Raw genomic sequence first — 14756 nt, 5'->3', positions numbered from 1 at the left:
ATGTGCGCGGCGGGCACCAAGTCGGCCGCAGGGGCGTTGAACAGGTGTGAGAAGGCTGCGACGGAGGCCTTCATAGAGGAGAATGACCACCGATGACGAGCCCCTTTTCCGCCGGCCAGACGCCCGGCGCGACGCCCGCCAACCCATCGCCGGTGCGCGGCGGGCCGGCCGCGCTGCCCACCCCGCCGAAGGGGTGGCCGATCGGCTCGTACCCCACCTACGCCGAGGCGCAGCGCGCCGTGGACTACCTGTCCGACCAGGAGTTCCCGGTGCAGCAGGTGACCATCGTCGGGGTCGACCTGATGCAGGTGGAGCGGGTCACCGGCCGACTCAGCTGGCCCAAGGTGCTCGGCGGCGGGGTGCTCTCCGGTGCCTGGCTCGGCCTGTTCATCGGTCTGATCCTGGGCTTCTTCAGCCCCAGCCCCTGGGGAGCGCTGCTGACCGGCCTGATCGCCGGCGTGTTCTTCGGGCTGATCACCTCGGCCATTCCCTACGCGATGGCGCGCGGCACAAGAGATTTCAGCTCGACCATGCAGCTCGTCGCCGGACGCTACGACGTGCTGTGCGATCCGCAGGGCGCCGAGCGGGGCCGGGATTTGTTGGCCCGCTTGACCATCTGACGTCCCCGGGGGACCCGTGGCCCGCCCCCGGGGGACCCGTGGCCCGCCCCCGGGGGACCCGTGGGCCCGCCCAGGAAACGGCCGGGCGCGGAGGCGTCCGCAGGTCACGATTGCCCGTCGATATCCCGGCACGCGCCGAAAGTGTTGCACATCACGCGCGAATCGCTCTACGGTTTGCGCGCGGGAGGTTCCCGCAGCGGAGCCGCCTCGGCGGTGACATCGGATGTGGACGGGAGACCGGTGGTGCGCGCTCGGCGGCTATGTGCTGCAGCAGTCGCCGTGTTGTCGACGGCGTCGGTGGTGTCGGCGTGCGGATCGGATGGCGGCGGCAACGTCATCAATCTGTACACCTCGGCTAACGAACTCGCGACGTTCTCCGCGCTGGCCAAGCGGTGCGAGGAGCAGCTGGACAACGGCTTCTCCATCCGGCAGATCAGTTTGCCCAAGAGCGCCGACGAGCAGCGGTTGCAACTCGCCCGCCGATTGACCGGTAACGACAAGACGCTCGACATGATGGCGATGGACGTGGTGTGGACTCCCGAGTTCGCCGAAGCCGGCTGGATCGTCCCACTCTCCGATGACCCCGCCGGGCTGGCGAAAACCGATGCCACCACCGACACGCTGCCCGGGCCCCTGGAGACGGCGACGTGGGACGACGAGCTGTACGCGGCGCCGGTCACCACGAACACCCAGGTGCTCTGGTATCGCGCCGATCTCATGCCCGAGCCACCCCCGACGTGGGACGCGATGGTCGCGGAGGCGGGCCGGCTGAAGGCGGCCGGTCAGCCGAGCTGGATTGCCGTGCAGGGCAAGCAGTACGAAGGTCTGGTCGTGTGGTTCAACACGCTCCTGGAAAGCGCGGGCGGACAGGTGCTTTCCGACGACGGCAAGACGGTCACGCTCACCGACACGCCGGAGCACAGGGCTGCGACCGTCAAGGCGTTGCAGACCATCAAGTCGGTTGCCACCGCACCGGGTGCCGATCCGTCGATCACCCAGACCGACGAGAGCACCGCCCGCCTGGCGCTCGAGCAAGGCAAAGCCGCACTGGAGGTGAACTGGCCCTTCGTGCTGCCGTCGATGCTGGAGAACGCGGTCAAGGGCGGCGTTGGTTTCCTCCCGCTGGACAAGCGACCGGACCTGACGGGCGCCATCAACGAGGAGGGAACCTTCTCGCCCAGCGACGATCAGTTCCGCACCGCCTATGACGCCAGCCGCGAGGTGTTCGGGTTCGCGCCCTTCCCGAGAGTCGACCCGAGCCGACCCGCGAAGGTCACCCTCGGTGGGCTCAACCTCGCCGTTGCCAAGACCAGCCGGCACAAGGCGGAGGCGTTCGAGGTGGTCCGCTGCCTACGCAGCCCGGAGAACCAGCGGTACACGTCGGTCGAGGGCGGCCTGCCCGCGGTCCGGGCCTCGCTCTACGACGACCCGGCCTTCCAGGCCCGCTACCCGCAGTACGAGATCATTCGTCAACAACTCACCGACGCCGCGGTCCGACCAGCCAGCCCGCAGTATCAAGCGGTGTCCACCCGGATCTCGGTCACCCTCGCGCCGATCACCGCGATCGATCCTGAACGCACCGCCGACGAACTCGCCGAACAGGTTCAGAAGGCGATCGACGGGAAGGGACTCATCCCGTGACGGCCGGAGTGGACTCCGTGGCGACAGCCGGTACCGACGACACCAGATCGGAGCGTCGGCTCGCGTTCCTGCTGATCGCCCCGGCCGTGCTCCTGATGCTCGCCGTCACCGCCTACCCGATCGGGTACGCGGTGTGGCTGAGCCTGCAGCGCTACAACCTCGCCACCCCCGACGACACCGAGTTCGTCGGATTGTCGAACTACGTCACGGTCCTCACCGACGGCTACTGGTGGACGGCACTGCTGGTGACCCTGGCGATCACCGTGGTGTCGGTCGCGATCGAGTTCGCGCTCGGCATGGCGCTCGCCCTGGTCATGCATCGCACCATCTTCGGCAAGGGCGTGGTGCGCACCGCTGTCCTCGTCCCGTACGGCATCGTCACCGTCGCGGCGTCCTACAGCTGGTACTACGCGTGGACGCCGGGCACCGGCTATCTGGCGAACCTGTTGCCCGAGGGCAGCGCACCGCTGACCGAACAACTGCCGTCGCTGGCGATCGTCGTGCTGGCCGAGGTGTGGAAGACCACCCCGTTCATGGCGCTGCTGCTGCTCGCCGGGCTCGCGCTGGTGCCCCAGGATCTGCTCAGCGCCGCGCAGATGGACGGAGCGGGCGCCTGGAAGCGGTTGATCAAAGTCATTCTGCCGCTGATCAAACCGGCGATCCTGGTGGCCCTGCTGTTCCGCACGCTCGACGCGTTCCGGATCTTCGACAACATCTACGTACTGACCCAGGGCGCCAACAACACCGGTTCGGTGTCGATTCTCGGCTACGACAACCTGTTCAAGGCCTTCAACATCGGGCTCGGTTCGGCGATCAGTGTGCTGATCTTCCTGTGCGTGGCGCTGATCGCGTTCATCTACATCAAGCTCTTCGGGGCGTCCGCGCCCGGATCCGACGAGGAGAGGCGCTGACGTGGCCGAGCGGATTGGTCCCGGACGCGGCGCCGGGTGGGCCGTCGCGAACGTCCTCGTGGTGATCTACGCCCTGGTGCCGGTGTTGTGGATCTTGAGCCTGTCCCTGAAGCCGACGTCAACGGTCAAGGACGGCAAGCTGATTCCGTCCGAGATCACCTTCGAGAACTACAAGGGCATCTTCTCCGGCGACGCCTTCTCCTCGGCCCTGATCAACTCGATCGGCATCGGCCTGATCACCACGGCGATCGCCGTGCTCGTCGGCGGCATGGCGGCCTACGCGGTTGCGCGGCTGGTGTTCCCGGGCAAGAAGTTGCTCGTCGGCGTCGCGCTGCTGATCGCGATGTTCCCGCAGATCTCGCTGGTGACCCCGCTGTTCAACATCGAGCGCCGCATCGGCTTGTTCGACACCTGGCCCGGCCTGATCATCCCCTACATCACCTTCGCGCTGCCGCTGGCGATCTACACGCTGTCGGCGTTCTTCCGGGAGATCCCCTGGGACCTGGAGAAGGCGGCGAAGATGGACGGCGCCACACCTGCCCAGGCGTTCCGCAAGGTGATCGCGCCGCTGGCGGCGCCGGGCATCGTCACCGCCGCGATCCTGGTGTTCATCTTCGCCTGGAACGACCTGCTGCTCGCGTTGTCGCTGACCGCCACTCAGCGGGCCATCACCGCGCCCGTGGCGATCGCGAACTTCACCGGCAGCTCGCAGTTCGAGGAGCCCACCGGGTCGATCGCGGCGGGGGCGATGGTGATCACCATCCCGATCATTATCTTTGTTCTCATCTTCCAGCGACGGATCGTCGCTGGCCTGACGTCCGGTGCGGTGAAGGGGTAGTCGATGGCCGAAATAGTGTTGGACGGGGTGACGAAGAGTTACCCGAACGGCGCGACGGCGGTCAAGGACCTGTCGATCTCCATCGCCGACGGCGAGTTCATCATCCTGGTCGGCCCGTCCGGGTGCGGAAAGTCCACCACGCTCAACATGATCGCCGGGCTGGAGGAGATCTCGTCGGGTGAACTCCGCATCGGCGGCGAGCGCGTCAACGAGAAGGCACCCAAGGACCGCGACATCGCGATGGTGTTCCAGTCCTATGCGCTGTACCCGCACATGACGGTGCGGCAGAACATCGCCTTCCCGCTGAGCCTGGCGAAGGTCAAGAAGGACGAGATCGCCTCGAAGGTGGCCGAGACCGCCAAGATCCTCGACCTCACCGAACTCCTCGACCGCAAGCCGGGTCAGCTGTCGGGCGGGCAGCGGCAGCGGGTCGCGATGGGACGCGCGATCGTGCGCGACCCCAAGGCCTTCCTGATGGACGAGCCGCTGAGCAACCTCGACGCCAAGCTGCGGGTCCAGATGCGTTCGGAGATCTCGCGTCTGCAGAGCCGGTTGGGCACCACCACGGTCTACGTCACGCACGACCAGACCGAGGCGATGACCCTGGGTGACCGGGTGGTGGTGATGCTCGCGGGTGTGGCCCAGCAGATCGGCACTCCCGAGGAGCTCTACAACCGGCCGGCCAACCTGTTCGTCGCGGGCTTCATCGGCTCCCCGGCGATGAACTTCTTCCCGGCGACGATGACCGACGTCGGGGTGCGGTTGCCGTTCGGCGACATCACCCTCACCCAGCACGTGCACGACATGCTCGCCCGCCACCCCAGGCCGGCCAACATCATCGTCGGGATCCGTCCCGAACACCTCGAGGACGCGGCCCTGCTCGACGGCTACGCCCGCATCCGCGCGTTGACCTTCGACGTCGAGGTCGACATCGTGGAGTCGCTTGGCGCCGACAAGTACGTGCACTTCAGGTCCGAAGGAGCGGGCGCGCAGTCCGCTCAGCTGGCCGAGCTCGCGGCCGAGTCTGGAGCCGGTGAGAACGAGTTCGTGGCAAGGGTTTCCACGGAGTCCAAGGTCGCACCGGGCCAGAAGCTGCAGCTGGCCTTCGACACGTCGAAGCTGGTGATCTTCGACGCGGACACCGGTGCGAACCTGTCCATCCCGCCTGCGGGGGAGCGCACGGAACCCGCGGCCGCCGCCGAGAAGCCCGCTGCGGAGGTCTCGACCGCCGAGAAGCCCGCTGCCGAGAAGCCCGCCGAAGCGCCCGCCGAGACATCCGCCGAAAGGGCGCACGACAAGCACGACAAGGCGCCTGCCGACGCTGCCGAGGAGCGCGACGCCGACCAGCCGACCAAACCACCTGCCGAGTGACCGACGTCCTGGCCGTGGTCCGCGCCCGGCTGGGCGAGCACTTCGCTCGGGCCGGGATCGTCGCGGACCCCGCCGCGGCCAGCATCACGTTCCTGGGCACCGAGCGCATCGACGTGCTGCGCTTCGGGCCGGACGGACGGCCGGGCATGGAGGACGTCAATCACTTCGTCTCCCTTGGCTGTTCGCGACACCCGATGTTCGATCCGACCGAACTCGTGACCGACGCCATCCACGGCCCCCGCGCCGAGGTGACCGTCGCCCTGCGCGGCGCCACCCCGAAGGGCCTCGCCCGTTCGGTGGCGGTACTGGCCGCCGCACCCGCCGTCGAAGGGCTGGTGCTCGAACCCGGCGCACTCGTCGACCTCGGCGAGCCGCTGTTCGACCGGGCGCCGTTCACCGCATTCCTGCTGAGCGACAGCGAGATCGGCGAGATCGCGCTGCCCGGGCCGATCGCCCCGGTGGCCGTGCTGACGGCGACACCCATCACTCCCACCGAGGCGGCGTGGGTGCGACTCAAGGGCGCCGACGCGATGCGGGACGCCTGGACCGCCGACGGGGTCGACATCCTGGACCCGGACAGGCCTGCGGCGCGCCCCGTTTAGAGCCAGTGGTTGCGGCGGAACGTGCGGTACAGCAGGAAGCACACCGTCACCATCACCACCAGCACCGCCGGGTAGCCGTACGTCCAGTGCAGTTCGGGCATGTTGTCGAAGTTCATCCCGTAGATGCCCGCCATCGCGGTCGGCACCGCCGCGATCGCCACGTACGCCGAGATCTTGCGCATGTCGGTGTTCTGCTGCATCGACACCTTGCCCACCGCCGCCTGCACCAGTGAGCTGAGCACCTCGTCGTAGCTGGCGATCCGGTCGGCGGCCTGGGTGTTGTGGTCGAGCACGTCGCGCATGTAGCGCCGGACCTCCTTGGAGATGAGGTCGTTGTGGTCGGTGCCGATCCGCTGCAACGCCAGCGTCAGCGGGGTGACCGCGCGGCGCATCTCCACCACTTCACGCTTGAGGAGGTAGATGTGTTCGATGTCGGTGGTGCTGGCGGGGGAGAAGATGTTCTCCTCCATCGCGTCGATGTCGGTCTCGACGAGGTCGGTGACGTCGAGGTAGCCGTCCACGACGTGGTCGGCGATCGCGTGCATCACCGCGTACGGACCCAACGCGCAGTTGGTGGGGTTGGCGTCCATCCGCTTTCGCACCCCGGCCAGCCCGCTGAAGTCGCCGTGGCGGACCGTCACCACGAAGTCCGCGCCGACGAACACCATGATCTCGCCGGTCTCGACGATCTCCCGCGCGTTGTCGATCGACGAGTGCTCGACGTAGTTGATGGTCTTGAGCACCAGGAACAGGGTGTCGTCGTAACGCTCCAGCTTCGGTCGCTGGTGGGCGTGCACCGCGTCCTCGACGGCCAGTTCGTGCAGACCGAAAACCTCTGCGACAGCCTGCATCTGGTGCTCGTCCGGCTCGTGCAGCCCGATCCACACGAACGCGGGGCGGCCGTCGGCCTCCAGTTCGCGCACCCGGGCGAGCGCCGCGGCGTGGGTGAACTTGCCCGGCAGCCGCCTGCCCTCGCAGTACACCCCGCAGTCCACCATCGCCCGCGCGACGGGGACGTGGATGGTCGACGCGTCGGGATGCATGGACCTGTTGCGGGTGGAGGTTCGCACCATCGACGGCGGCAGGGCGCGGAACGACGGCATGGGCCCACCTCCTGCGACACGGTCGAAACCCCTGTTCGGGCCGTACAGATGCTACGCGCCGAAGCTGGGGCCCACCTGCGCGCCGCGGTACTCACGCGGGGGGAATGGGGCACTGTGAGATTTCGCGGTCCGATACCCTTGCGCAGTGTCGGAAAGCATCGTCGCCTCCTCGCCTGACCGTGAGTCGCAGGCGCGCACCCCACAGGTCGTCATCGACGACGCCGAGATCTTCGCGGCGCACGAGGGCGGAAAACTCTCGGTCGGCATGAATTCGCCGCTCGACACCCAGCGCGCGCTGTCGATCGCCTACACGCCGGGGGTGGCTCAGGTCAGCCGCGCGATCGCCGCCGACCACACCCTCGCCGCGAAGTACACGTGGGCCAGCAGGCTGGTCGCCGTCGTCAGCGACGGCAGCGCGGTGCTCGGCCTCGGCGACATCGGCCCCGCCGCGTCGCTGCCGGTGATGGAAGGCAAGAGCGCACTGTTCAAGACGTTCGGCGGGCTCGACTCGATCCCGATCGTGCTGGCCACCAAGGATCCCGACGAGATCGTCGAGACCCTGATCCGGCTGCGCCCGACATTCGGCGCGGTCAACCTCGAGGACATCTCCGCCCCGCGCTGCTTCGAGATCGAGCGCCGGGTGATCGAGGCGCTGGACTGCCCGGTCATGCACGACGACCAGCACGGCACCGCCATCGTGGTGCTGGGCGCGCTCTTCGGCGCGGTCCAGGTGCTCGGCCGCGACATGCACGCCCTCAAGGTGGTCATCTCCGGAGCCGGCGCCGCGGGGGTGGCCTGCGCGAACATCCTGATCGCCGCGGGCATCCGCGACATCGTCGTGCTGGACTCCAAGGGCATCGTGCACAGTGGGCGCGACGACCTCAACACCTTCAAGGCCGAACTCGCCGCGAGCACCAACCCGCGGAATCTGACCGGCGGCATCGCCGAGGCCGTCAACGGGGCCGACATGTTCCTCGGCCTGTCGGCCGGGGTGGTGCCCGAGGAGATCATCGCCACGATGGCGCCCAAGGGCATCGTGTTCGCCCTGTCGAACCCGGATCCGGAGATCCACCCCGACGCCGCCCGCAGGCACGCCGCGGTGGTGGCGACGGGGCGCAGCGACTTCCCGAACCAGATCAACAACGTGCTGGCGTTCCCCGGTGTGTTCCGCGGTGCGCTCGACGCCGGCGCCCGCCGCATCACCGAGAAGATGAAGGTCGCCGCGGCCGAGGCCATCTTCTCCGTGGTGGGCGACGACCTGGCCGTCGACCACATCGTCCCGAGCGCGCTCGACCCGCGGGTCGGGCCCGCGGTGGCCGAAGCGGTGGCCGCGGCGTCGCAGGCCTGAGCCGACGATGCGCCGGCTGGCGTTGGCGCTCGTCGCACTCGTGCTCAGCGGCTGCGGCGGTCCGCCCGCGCCGCCCCTGATCACGATCGGCTCCTACCCCGACACCGAGTCGGTGGTGATCGCGCACCTCTACGCGGCGGCGCTGCGCAACTACGGCACGGCCACCGTGGTGCTGCCGTCGGACGATCCGCTGACCGCGCTGGACGCCGGTGAGGTCAAGGTGGTACCCGGGCTGACCGGCCGGCTGCTGCAGCGCTTCGAACCCGGCGCCACCGCCCGCGCGGGCGAGCAGGTGTACCGGCAGCTGCTGGGGGCGCTGCCCGAGGGGGTGGCCGCAGGCGACTACGCGATGTCGGCGCAGGACCGGCCCGCGCTCGCGGTCACCGAGGCGACCGCCGAGGCGCAGGGGGAGCGGCTGTCCGCGCTCACCGGCCGCTGCGCCGAGGTCCGCCCGGGGAAGGTGGCCGGGGTGCAGACACCGTCGGTGGTGGGCACCTGCCGGCTGCCTGCGCCGCGCCAGTTCCCCGACGAGGCCGCGCTGTGGACGGCGCTGCGGGGTGGCCGGGTGAACGCCGCGTGGACCACCACCGCCGCAGCCGCGATCCCGGACGACATCGTGGTGCTGGCCGACCGCTCCGCGCTGATCCGGGCCGAGAACGTGGTGCCGCTGTACCGGCGCAACGAACTCGACGAGTCGCAGGTGCTCGGGCTCAACGAGGTCGCCGGGGTGCTCGACACCGCGGCGCTGGCGGAGATGCAGCAGGCGGTGGACGACGGGGCCGACCCGGGGCGGGTGGCCGACGACTGGCTGTCCGCCCACCCGCTGCGCGACTGACGTCCGCGCGCCCGTGCCTGCCGGGCGTGCGACTACTTCGGCGGTGGCATCATCCGCGACGTGAAGGACGCGAACAGCCGCTGGTAATGCGGCCCGGTGATGCGGACGATCGCGTCGAGCACCTTGGCGTCGTTGCCGATCAGGACGCGGGCCTTGTTCTTGCGCACGCCGTCGAGGATGACCACGGCAGCACGGCGCGGCGACATCGACGCCAGCTTCTTGTCGAACACGTTCGCCAACTGCTCGGCGTCGAGTCCTTCGGCCGCGGTGGCATTGCGCGCGATCGCGGTCTTGATGCCGCCGGGATGCACGGTCGTCACCTTGACCGGATGCTGGGCCAGGATCATCTCCTGCCGCAGCGCCTCGGTGAACCCGCGCACCGCGAACTTGGCGGCGTTGTAAGCGGCCTGGCCGGGCACCGAGAACAGCCCGAACACGCTCGAGACGTTCACCACGTGGCCGTCACCGGATTCGATGAGATGCGGCAGGAACGCCTTGGTGCCGTTCACGACGCCCCAGAAATCGACGTCCATCACCCGCTCGATGTCCTTGTACTGGCTGACCAAGACGTCGCCGGTGAAGGCGATCCCGGCGTTGTTGTAGATCTGGTTGACCTTGCCGAAGTGGTTCTTGACCTCGTCGGCGTAGAGGTGGAACGCCTCGCGCTCGGTGACGTTGAGGCGGTCGGCCTTCACCGGTGCCCCGATGGCCTTCAGCCGCTCCTCGGTGGCGGCCAGCCCCTCGGTGTCGACGTCGCTGATCGCCAGCTTGGCTCCCGAGCGGGCCAGTTCGATGGCCAACGCCTGGCCGATGCCCGATCCAGCTCCGGTCACCACGGCGACCTTTCCGGCGAAGCCGTCCATGTGTGCACTCCTCTTGTCGTTGCCTCGGGACGAGGTTAGTCGGTACCCGCGGTACCACTCCCGCGGGGGCGAGGCGTAACGGCGCCGCCGCCGGCCGCGATGCCAAGTCATGCAGCGAAACAAGCGCAACCACCGCGTGGCAGCCGCCGCGCTCGCCGTGACGGCAGGCGTCTTCGGCGCCGCCCTGTCGGTCGGGGCGGCTCCCGCCCAGGCCGATCCCGCCACCGATGTGTTCCTCGACAGCCTCGGCGGTCCGGGGCTCTCGGGGATCGACCCGGCGACCGCGACTCAGGTAGGCCAGCAGATCTGCCCGATGCTCGTCGAGCCCGGCCAGAATGCGGCCAACGTCGCCGGCGAGGTGTCCGACGCGCTCGGCCGCCCGCTCGGCCCTGCCACGATGTTCACCGGCCTGGCGATCTCGGCGTTCTGCCCGGGCGCGATGGCGTCGCTGGCCAACGGCCAGACGCCGTTCCCGCTGCCGATGATGGGCTTCTGAAGTCTCGAAAGCGAAGTCAGGGTCGTGATCCGCTACGGATCACGACCCTGACTGCTGTCTGGTGGACGGACGGCTACGGGGCGAAGGCCTCGTCGAGGATCTCCTGCTGCTCGACCGCGTGCACCTTCGACGACCCGGACGACGGCGCCGACATGGCCCGCCGTGACACCCGCTTGATGCCGGTGAAGTGGTCCGGCAGCAACTCGGGCAGGATCAGCCCGAACGACGGCCACGCGCCCTGGTTGGCCGGCTCCTCCTGCACCCAGAACTTCTCCTCGACGTTCGGGTACATGTCGAGCGTCTCGGCGAGTCGCCGCCGCGGCAGCGGCGCCAACTGCTCGACGCGCACGATCGCGACGTCGTCGCGGTTCTCCTTGGCCTTGCGGGCCGCCAGCTCGTAGTAGATCTTGCCGCTGGTCAGCAGCACCCGCTTGACCTTCGACCGGTCGCCGTCACCGTCGGTGTAGGTCGGCTCCTCCAACACCGAGCGGAACTTGCCCTCGGTGAACTCGCGCAGATCGCTGACCGCGGCCTTGTTGCGCAGCATCGACTTCGGCGTGAAGACGATCAGCGGCCGCTGGATGCCGTCCATGCCGTGCCTGCGCAGCAGGTGGAAGTAGCTCGCCGGGGTCGACGGCACGGCGATGGTCATCGAGCCCTCCGCCCACAGCTGCAGGAACCGCTCGATGCGGCCCGACGTGTGGTCGGGACCCTGCCCCTCGTGGCCGTGCGGCAGCAGCAGCACCACATCGGAGAGCTGGCCCCACTTGGCCTCACCGGAGCTGATGAACTCGTCGATGATCGACTGCGCGCCGTTGACGAAGTCGCCGAACTGCGCCTCCCACAGCACCATCGCGTCGGGGTTGCCGACCGAGTAGCCGTACTCGAAGCCGACCGCCGCGAACTCCGACAGCGCCGAGTCGTACACCAGGAACTTGCCGCCGGTGGGCGTGCCGTCCGGGTTGGTCGCCAGCATCTGCAGCGGCGTGTACTCCTGCCCGGTCTTGCGGTCGATGATCACCGAGTGGCGCTGGGTGAACGTGCCCCGCCGGGTGTCCTGACCGGACAGCCGCACCAGCTTGCCCTCGGCGATCATCGAGCCGAGCGCGAGCAGTTCGGCGAAGGCCCAGTCGACCTTGCCCTCGTAGGCCATCTCGCGGCGCTTCTCCAGCACCGGCTTGACCCGTGGGTGCACGGTGAAGCCGTCGGGGACGTTGAGGAACGCGTCGCCGATGCGGGCCAGCTCCGCCTTGTCGACCGCGGTCGCCAGCTTCGCGGGCAGCACCTGGTCGGCCTCGACGGACTCACTGGGCGCGATGTCGTGCTTCTCGAGTTCGCGGACCTCGTTGAACACCCGCTCGAGCTGGCCCTGGTAATCGCGCAGGGCGTCCTCGGCTTCCTTCATCGAGATGTCGCCGCGGCCGATCAGCGCCTCGGTGTAGGTCTTGCGGACCCCGCGCTTGGTGTCGATCACGTCGTACATGCCGGGCTGCGTCATCGATGGGTCGTCGCCCTCGTTGTGCCCGCGGCGGCGGTAGCACAGCATGTCGATCACGACGTCCTTCTTGAACTTCTGCCGGAAGTCGACGGCGAGCTTGGCCACCCACGCGGCGGCCTCGGGATCGTCGCCGTTGACGTGGAAGATGGGCGCGCCGATCATCTTCGCCACGTCGGTGCAGTACTCCGACGACTTCGAGTCGTGCGGTGAGGTGGTGAACCCGATCTGGTTGTTGACGATGATGTGGATCGTGCCGCCGGTGCGGTAGCCGCGCAGCAGCGCCAGGTTCAGCGTCTCCGCGACCACACCCTGGCCGGCGAATGCCGCGTCGCCGTGCAGCATCATCGGCACGACGGTGAACGCGTCGTCGCCGTCACCCTTGTCGAGCAGGTCCTGCTTGGCGCGCACCAGGCCCTCGAGCACCGGGTCGACGGCCTCCAGGTGTGACGGGTTCGCCGTCAGCGACACCGCGATGTCGTTGTCGCCGAACATCTGCAGGTAGATCCCGGTCGAGCCGAGGTGGTACTTGACGTCGCCGGAGCCGTGCGCCTGTGACGGGTTCAGGTTGCCCTCGAACTCGCTGAAGATCTGCGAGTAGGGCTTGCCGACGATGTTGGCCAGCACGTTGAGCCTGCCGCGGTGCGGCATGCCGATGACGACCTCGTCGAGGCCGTGCTCGGCGCACTGGTCGATGGCGGCGTCCATCATCGGGATGACGGTCTCGGCGCCCTCCAGTGAGAACCGCTTCTGCCCGACGTACTTGGTCTGCAGGAAGGTCTCGAAGGCCTCGGCCGCGTTGAGCTTGCTCAGGATGTACTTCTGCTCGGCGACGGTCGGCTTCTCGTGCTTGACCTCGACGCGCTCCTGGATCCACGTCTGCTGCTCGGGCTCGAGGATGTGGGTGTACTCGACGCCGACGTGGCGGCAGTAGGAGTCCCGCAGCAGGCCGAGCACGTCGCGCAGCTTCTTGCGCTCGGCGCCGGCGAAGCCGCCGACCTTGAACTCGCGGTCGAGGTCCCACAGCGTCAGGCCGTGGCTGTTGACGTCGAGGTCCGGATGGCTGCGGAACCGGTTCTTGTCCAGCCGCAGCGGGTCGATGTCGGCCATCAGGTGACCGCGGTTGCGGTACGCCGCGATCAGCTCGATGACCCTGGCGTTCTTGTCCTCGATCGGGTCGGGGTTGTCGATGCGCCAGCGCACCGGCTCGTACGGGATGCCGAGCTCGCGGAAGATCTCGTCGAAGAACTCGTCGGACAGCAGCAGCTGGTGCACCGTACGCAGGAAGTCGCCGGACTCCGCGCCCTGGATGATGCGGTGGTCGTAGGTGGACGTCAGCGTGATGAGCTTGCCGACGCCCATGTCGTTGATGCGTTCCTCGCTGGCGCCCTGGAACTCGGCGGGGTACTCCATCGCGCCGACGCCGATGATGGCGCCCTGGTTGCGCATCAGCCGCGGCACCGAGTGCACGGTGCCGATGGTGCCCGGATTGGTCAGCGAGATCGTGACGCCGGAGAAGTCCTCGGCGGTCAGCTTGCCGTCGCGGGCGCGCCGCACGATGTCCTCGTAGGCGGCGATGAACTGGCCGAACGCCAGCGACTCGGCCTTCTTGATCGCCGCGACCACGAGCTGACGGTTGCCGTCCTTGCCGGGCAGGTCGATCGCCAGACCGAGGTTGGTGTGGGCGGGCGTGACCGCGTTGGGCTTGCCGTCGACCTCGGCGAAGTGCCGGTTCATGCTCGGGAACTTGTTGACGGCCTGCACGATCGCGTACCCGATCAGGTGGGTGAACGAGATCTTGCCGCCGCGGGTGCGCTTGAGGTGGTTGTTGATGACGACGCGGTTGTCGATCATCAGCTTCGCGGGGATGGCGCGCACGCTGGTGGCGGTCGGCACCTCCAGCGAGGCGGACATGTTCTTGGCGACGGCCGCGGCGGCGCCGCGCAGCACCTGGTTCTCGTCGGAGTCGGCGTCACCCGAGGCGGCCTTCGGCTTGGCGGCCGGCGCCTTGTCGTTCTTGTCGTCGTTCTTGTCGCTCTTCTCGGCGGGCTTGTCGTTCTTGGCGGCAGGCTTCTGGGAGGACTTCTCGGCAGGCTTCTCGGAGGACTTGTCCGCAGGCTTCTCCGAGGACTTCTCGGCGGGCTTGGCCGGTGCCGGCTTGTCATCCTTGGCGGGTGCCGATCCCGATTTCGCCGTGCCGTTGGCGGCGGCCTTGTCAGCTGATGTGTCAGCCGACTTCGCCTGCGGCGGCGGCGCGGGGGCGGGTTCCGGTGGCGACTTCGGCGCACCGCTGCGGGCCGGTTGGCCGTTACCGGCCCTGGCCGTCGACGAGTCCCCGGTCGGCTCGGGGTTGTAGTCGACCAGGAATTCGTGCCAGCTGGGGTCGACCGACGAGGGATCCTCGCGGAACTTGCGGTACATCTCCTCGACCAACCACTCGTTCTGTCCGAATGGTGAAGGTGAACTGCTCACGGCAGCTACTCGCCTCGATTCCGTCGCCTCGGGCAAGCATTGGCAAGGTGCTCGCCGCTTTCGTGTCCTGGTTTAGCGTCCTCGTGTTCGCGGCCTACGTTGCGGTTACCCGCTCGTCCGCCGCCTAAAGGCTAGCGCTCCGGCATCGGCCGGACCACGTC

At 68.4% G+C, this 14756-nt stretch carries 12 protein-coding genes; 9 read left to right on the top strand and 3 right to left on the bottom strand.

Annotated elements, in window-relative coordinates:
* Nucleotides 1–92: 92 nt before the first annotated feature.
* The 6 genes from AB0K11_RS07285 to AB0K11_RS07260 all read left to right on the top strand — a co-directional run bounded on the left by AB0K11_RS07285 (nt 93) and on the right by AB0K11_RS07260 (nt 5983).
* A complete protein-coding gene (locus AB0K11_RS07285; protein WP_364974138.1) occupies nt 93–620 on the top strand; it encodes a general stress protein in 528 nt (175 codons plus the stop codon).
* Nucleotides 621–863: 243 nt separating this feature from the next.
* Nucleotides 864–2261: an ABC transporter substrate-binding protein gene (locus AB0K11_RS07280; protein ID WP_364974135.1), complete on the top strand. Its 1398-nt coding sequence runs from the start codon at nt 864–866 to the stop codon at nt 2259–2261.
* Nucleotides 2258–3172 carry a sugar ABC transporter permease gene (locus AB0K11_RS07275; protein WP_364974132.1) on the top strand — a complete coding sequence of 305 codons (915 nt, stop codon included), beginning with the start codon at nt 2258–2260 and terminating at the stop codon, nt 3170–3172. The genes AB0K11_RS07280 and AB0K11_RS07275 overlap by 4 nt, the downstream gene beginning before the upstream one ends.
* Nucleotides 3173–3185: 13 nt before the next feature.
* The gene (locus AB0K11_RS07270) at nt 3186–4010 is read left to right on the top strand and encodes a carbohydrate ABC transporter permease (RefSeq protein WP_364976652.1); all 825 of its coding nucleotides are present in this window, start codon (nt 3186–3188) and stop codon (nt 4008–4010) included.
* A 3-nt stretch (nt 4011–4013) separates the two neighbouring features.
* Nucleotides 4014–5381 carry a sn-glycerol-3-phosphate ABC transporter ATP-binding protein UgpC gene (gene ugpC, locus AB0K11_RS07265; RefSeq protein WP_364974130.1) on the top strand — a complete coding sequence of 456 codons (1368 nt, stop codon included), beginning with the start codon at nt 4014–4016 and terminating at the stop codon, nt 5379–5381.
* Nucleotides 5378–5983 (top strand): suppressor of fused domain protein, encoded by a 606-nt coding sequence (locus AB0K11_RS07260; RefSeq protein WP_364974128.1) that lies wholly within the window; start codon nt 5378–5380, stop codon nt 5981–5983. The genes ugpC and AB0K11_RS07260 overlap by 4 nt, the downstream gene beginning before the upstream one ends.
* Here AB0K11_RS07260 and corA read toward each other — a convergent pair.
* The gene (corA, locus tag AB0K11_RS07255; RefSeq protein WP_364974125.1) at nt 5980–7086 is read right to left on the bottom strand and encodes a magnesium/cobalt transporter CorA; all 1107 of its coding nucleotides are present in this window, start codon (nt 7084–7086) and stop codon (nt 5980–5982) included. The genes AB0K11_RS07260 and corA overlap by 4 nt on opposite strands.
* A gap of 145 nt (nt 7087–7231) precedes the next feature.
* Here corA and AB0K11_RS07250 point away from each other — a divergent pair, with 145 nt between their 5' ends.
* Both AB0K11_RS07250 and AB0K11_RS07245 read left to right on the top strand, forming a co-directional pair.
* Complete coding sequence (locus tag AB0K11_RS07250) at nt 7232–8434, top strand: NADP-dependent malic enzyme (RefSeq protein WP_364974122.1); 1203 nt, start codon at nt 7232–7234, stop codon at nt 8432–8434.
* Between the two features lie 7 nt (nt 8435–8441).
* Entirely contained in the window at nt 8442–9269 is an 828-nt protein-coding gene (locus tag AB0K11_RS07245; RefSeq protein WP_364974120.1) for a glycine betaine ABC transporter substrate-binding protein, read from the top strand.
* A gap of 32 nt (nt 9270–9301) precedes the next feature.
* On the opposite strand, the gene AB0K11_RS07240 is transcribed toward AB0K11_RS07245, so the two are convergent.
* The gene (locus AB0K11_RS07240) at nt 9302–10132 is read right to left on the bottom strand and encodes an SDR family oxidoreductase (protein ID WP_364974118.1); all 831 of its coding nucleotides are present in this window, start codon (nt 10130–10132) and stop codon (nt 9302–9304) included.
* A 109-nt stretch (nt 10133–10241) separates the two neighbouring features.
* Here AB0K11_RS07240 and AB0K11_RS07235 point away from each other — a divergent pair, with 109 nt between their 5' ends.
* A complete protein-coding gene (locus tag AB0K11_RS07235; RefSeq protein WP_364974116.1) occupies nt 10242–10628 on the top strand; it encodes a DUF732 domain-containing protein in 387 nt (128 codons plus the stop codon).
* 73 nt (nt 10629–10701) lie between these two features.
* Here the strand turns inward: AB0K11_RS07235 and AB0K11_RS07230 are convergent, their stop codons facing one another.
* Entirely contained in the window at nt 10702–14595 is a 3894-nt protein-coding gene (locus tag AB0K11_RS07230; RefSeq protein WP_364974114.1) for a multifunctional oxoglutarate decarboxylase/oxoglutarate dehydrogenase thiamine pyrophosphate-binding subunit/dihydrolipoyllysine-residue succinyltransferase subunit, read from the bottom strand.
* Nucleotides 14596–14756 lie beyond the last annotated feature (161 nt).

Source organism: Mycobacterium sp. NPDC050551, assembly GCF_040674075.1.
Taxonomy (GTDB): domain Bacteria; phylum Actinomycetota; class Actinomycetes; order Mycobacteriales; family Mycobacteriaceae; genus Mycobacterium.
The sequence above is the reverse complement of the archived record's forward strand: the minus strand, read 5'-3'. Positions and strand labels throughout refer to the sequence as shown.

Coding starts and splice junctions, on each gene's coding strand:
- AB0K11_RS07285 (WP_364974138.1), top strand. CDS start 93: ATGACGAGCCCCTTTTCCGCCGGCCAGACGCCCGGCGCGACGCCCGCC.
- AB0K11_RS07245 (WP_364974120.1), top strand. CDS start 8,442: ATGCGCCGGCTGGCGTTGGCGCTCGTCGCACTCGTGCTCAGCGGCTGC.
- corA (WP_364974125.1), bottom strand. CDS start 7,086: ATGCCGTCGTTCCGCGCCCTGCCGCCGTCGATGGTGCGAACCTCCACC.
- AB0K11_RS07235 (WP_364974116.1), top strand. CDS start 10,242: ATGCAGCGAAACAAGCGCAACCACCGCGTGGCAGCCGCCGCGCTCGCC.
- ugpC (WP_364974130.1), top strand. CDS start 4,014: ATGGCCGAAATAGTGTTGGACGGGGTGACGAAGAGTTACCCGAACGGC.
- AB0K11_RS07240 (WP_364974118.1), bottom strand. CDS start 10,132: ATGGACGGCTTCGCCGGAAAGGTCGCCGTGGTGACCGGAGCTGGATCG.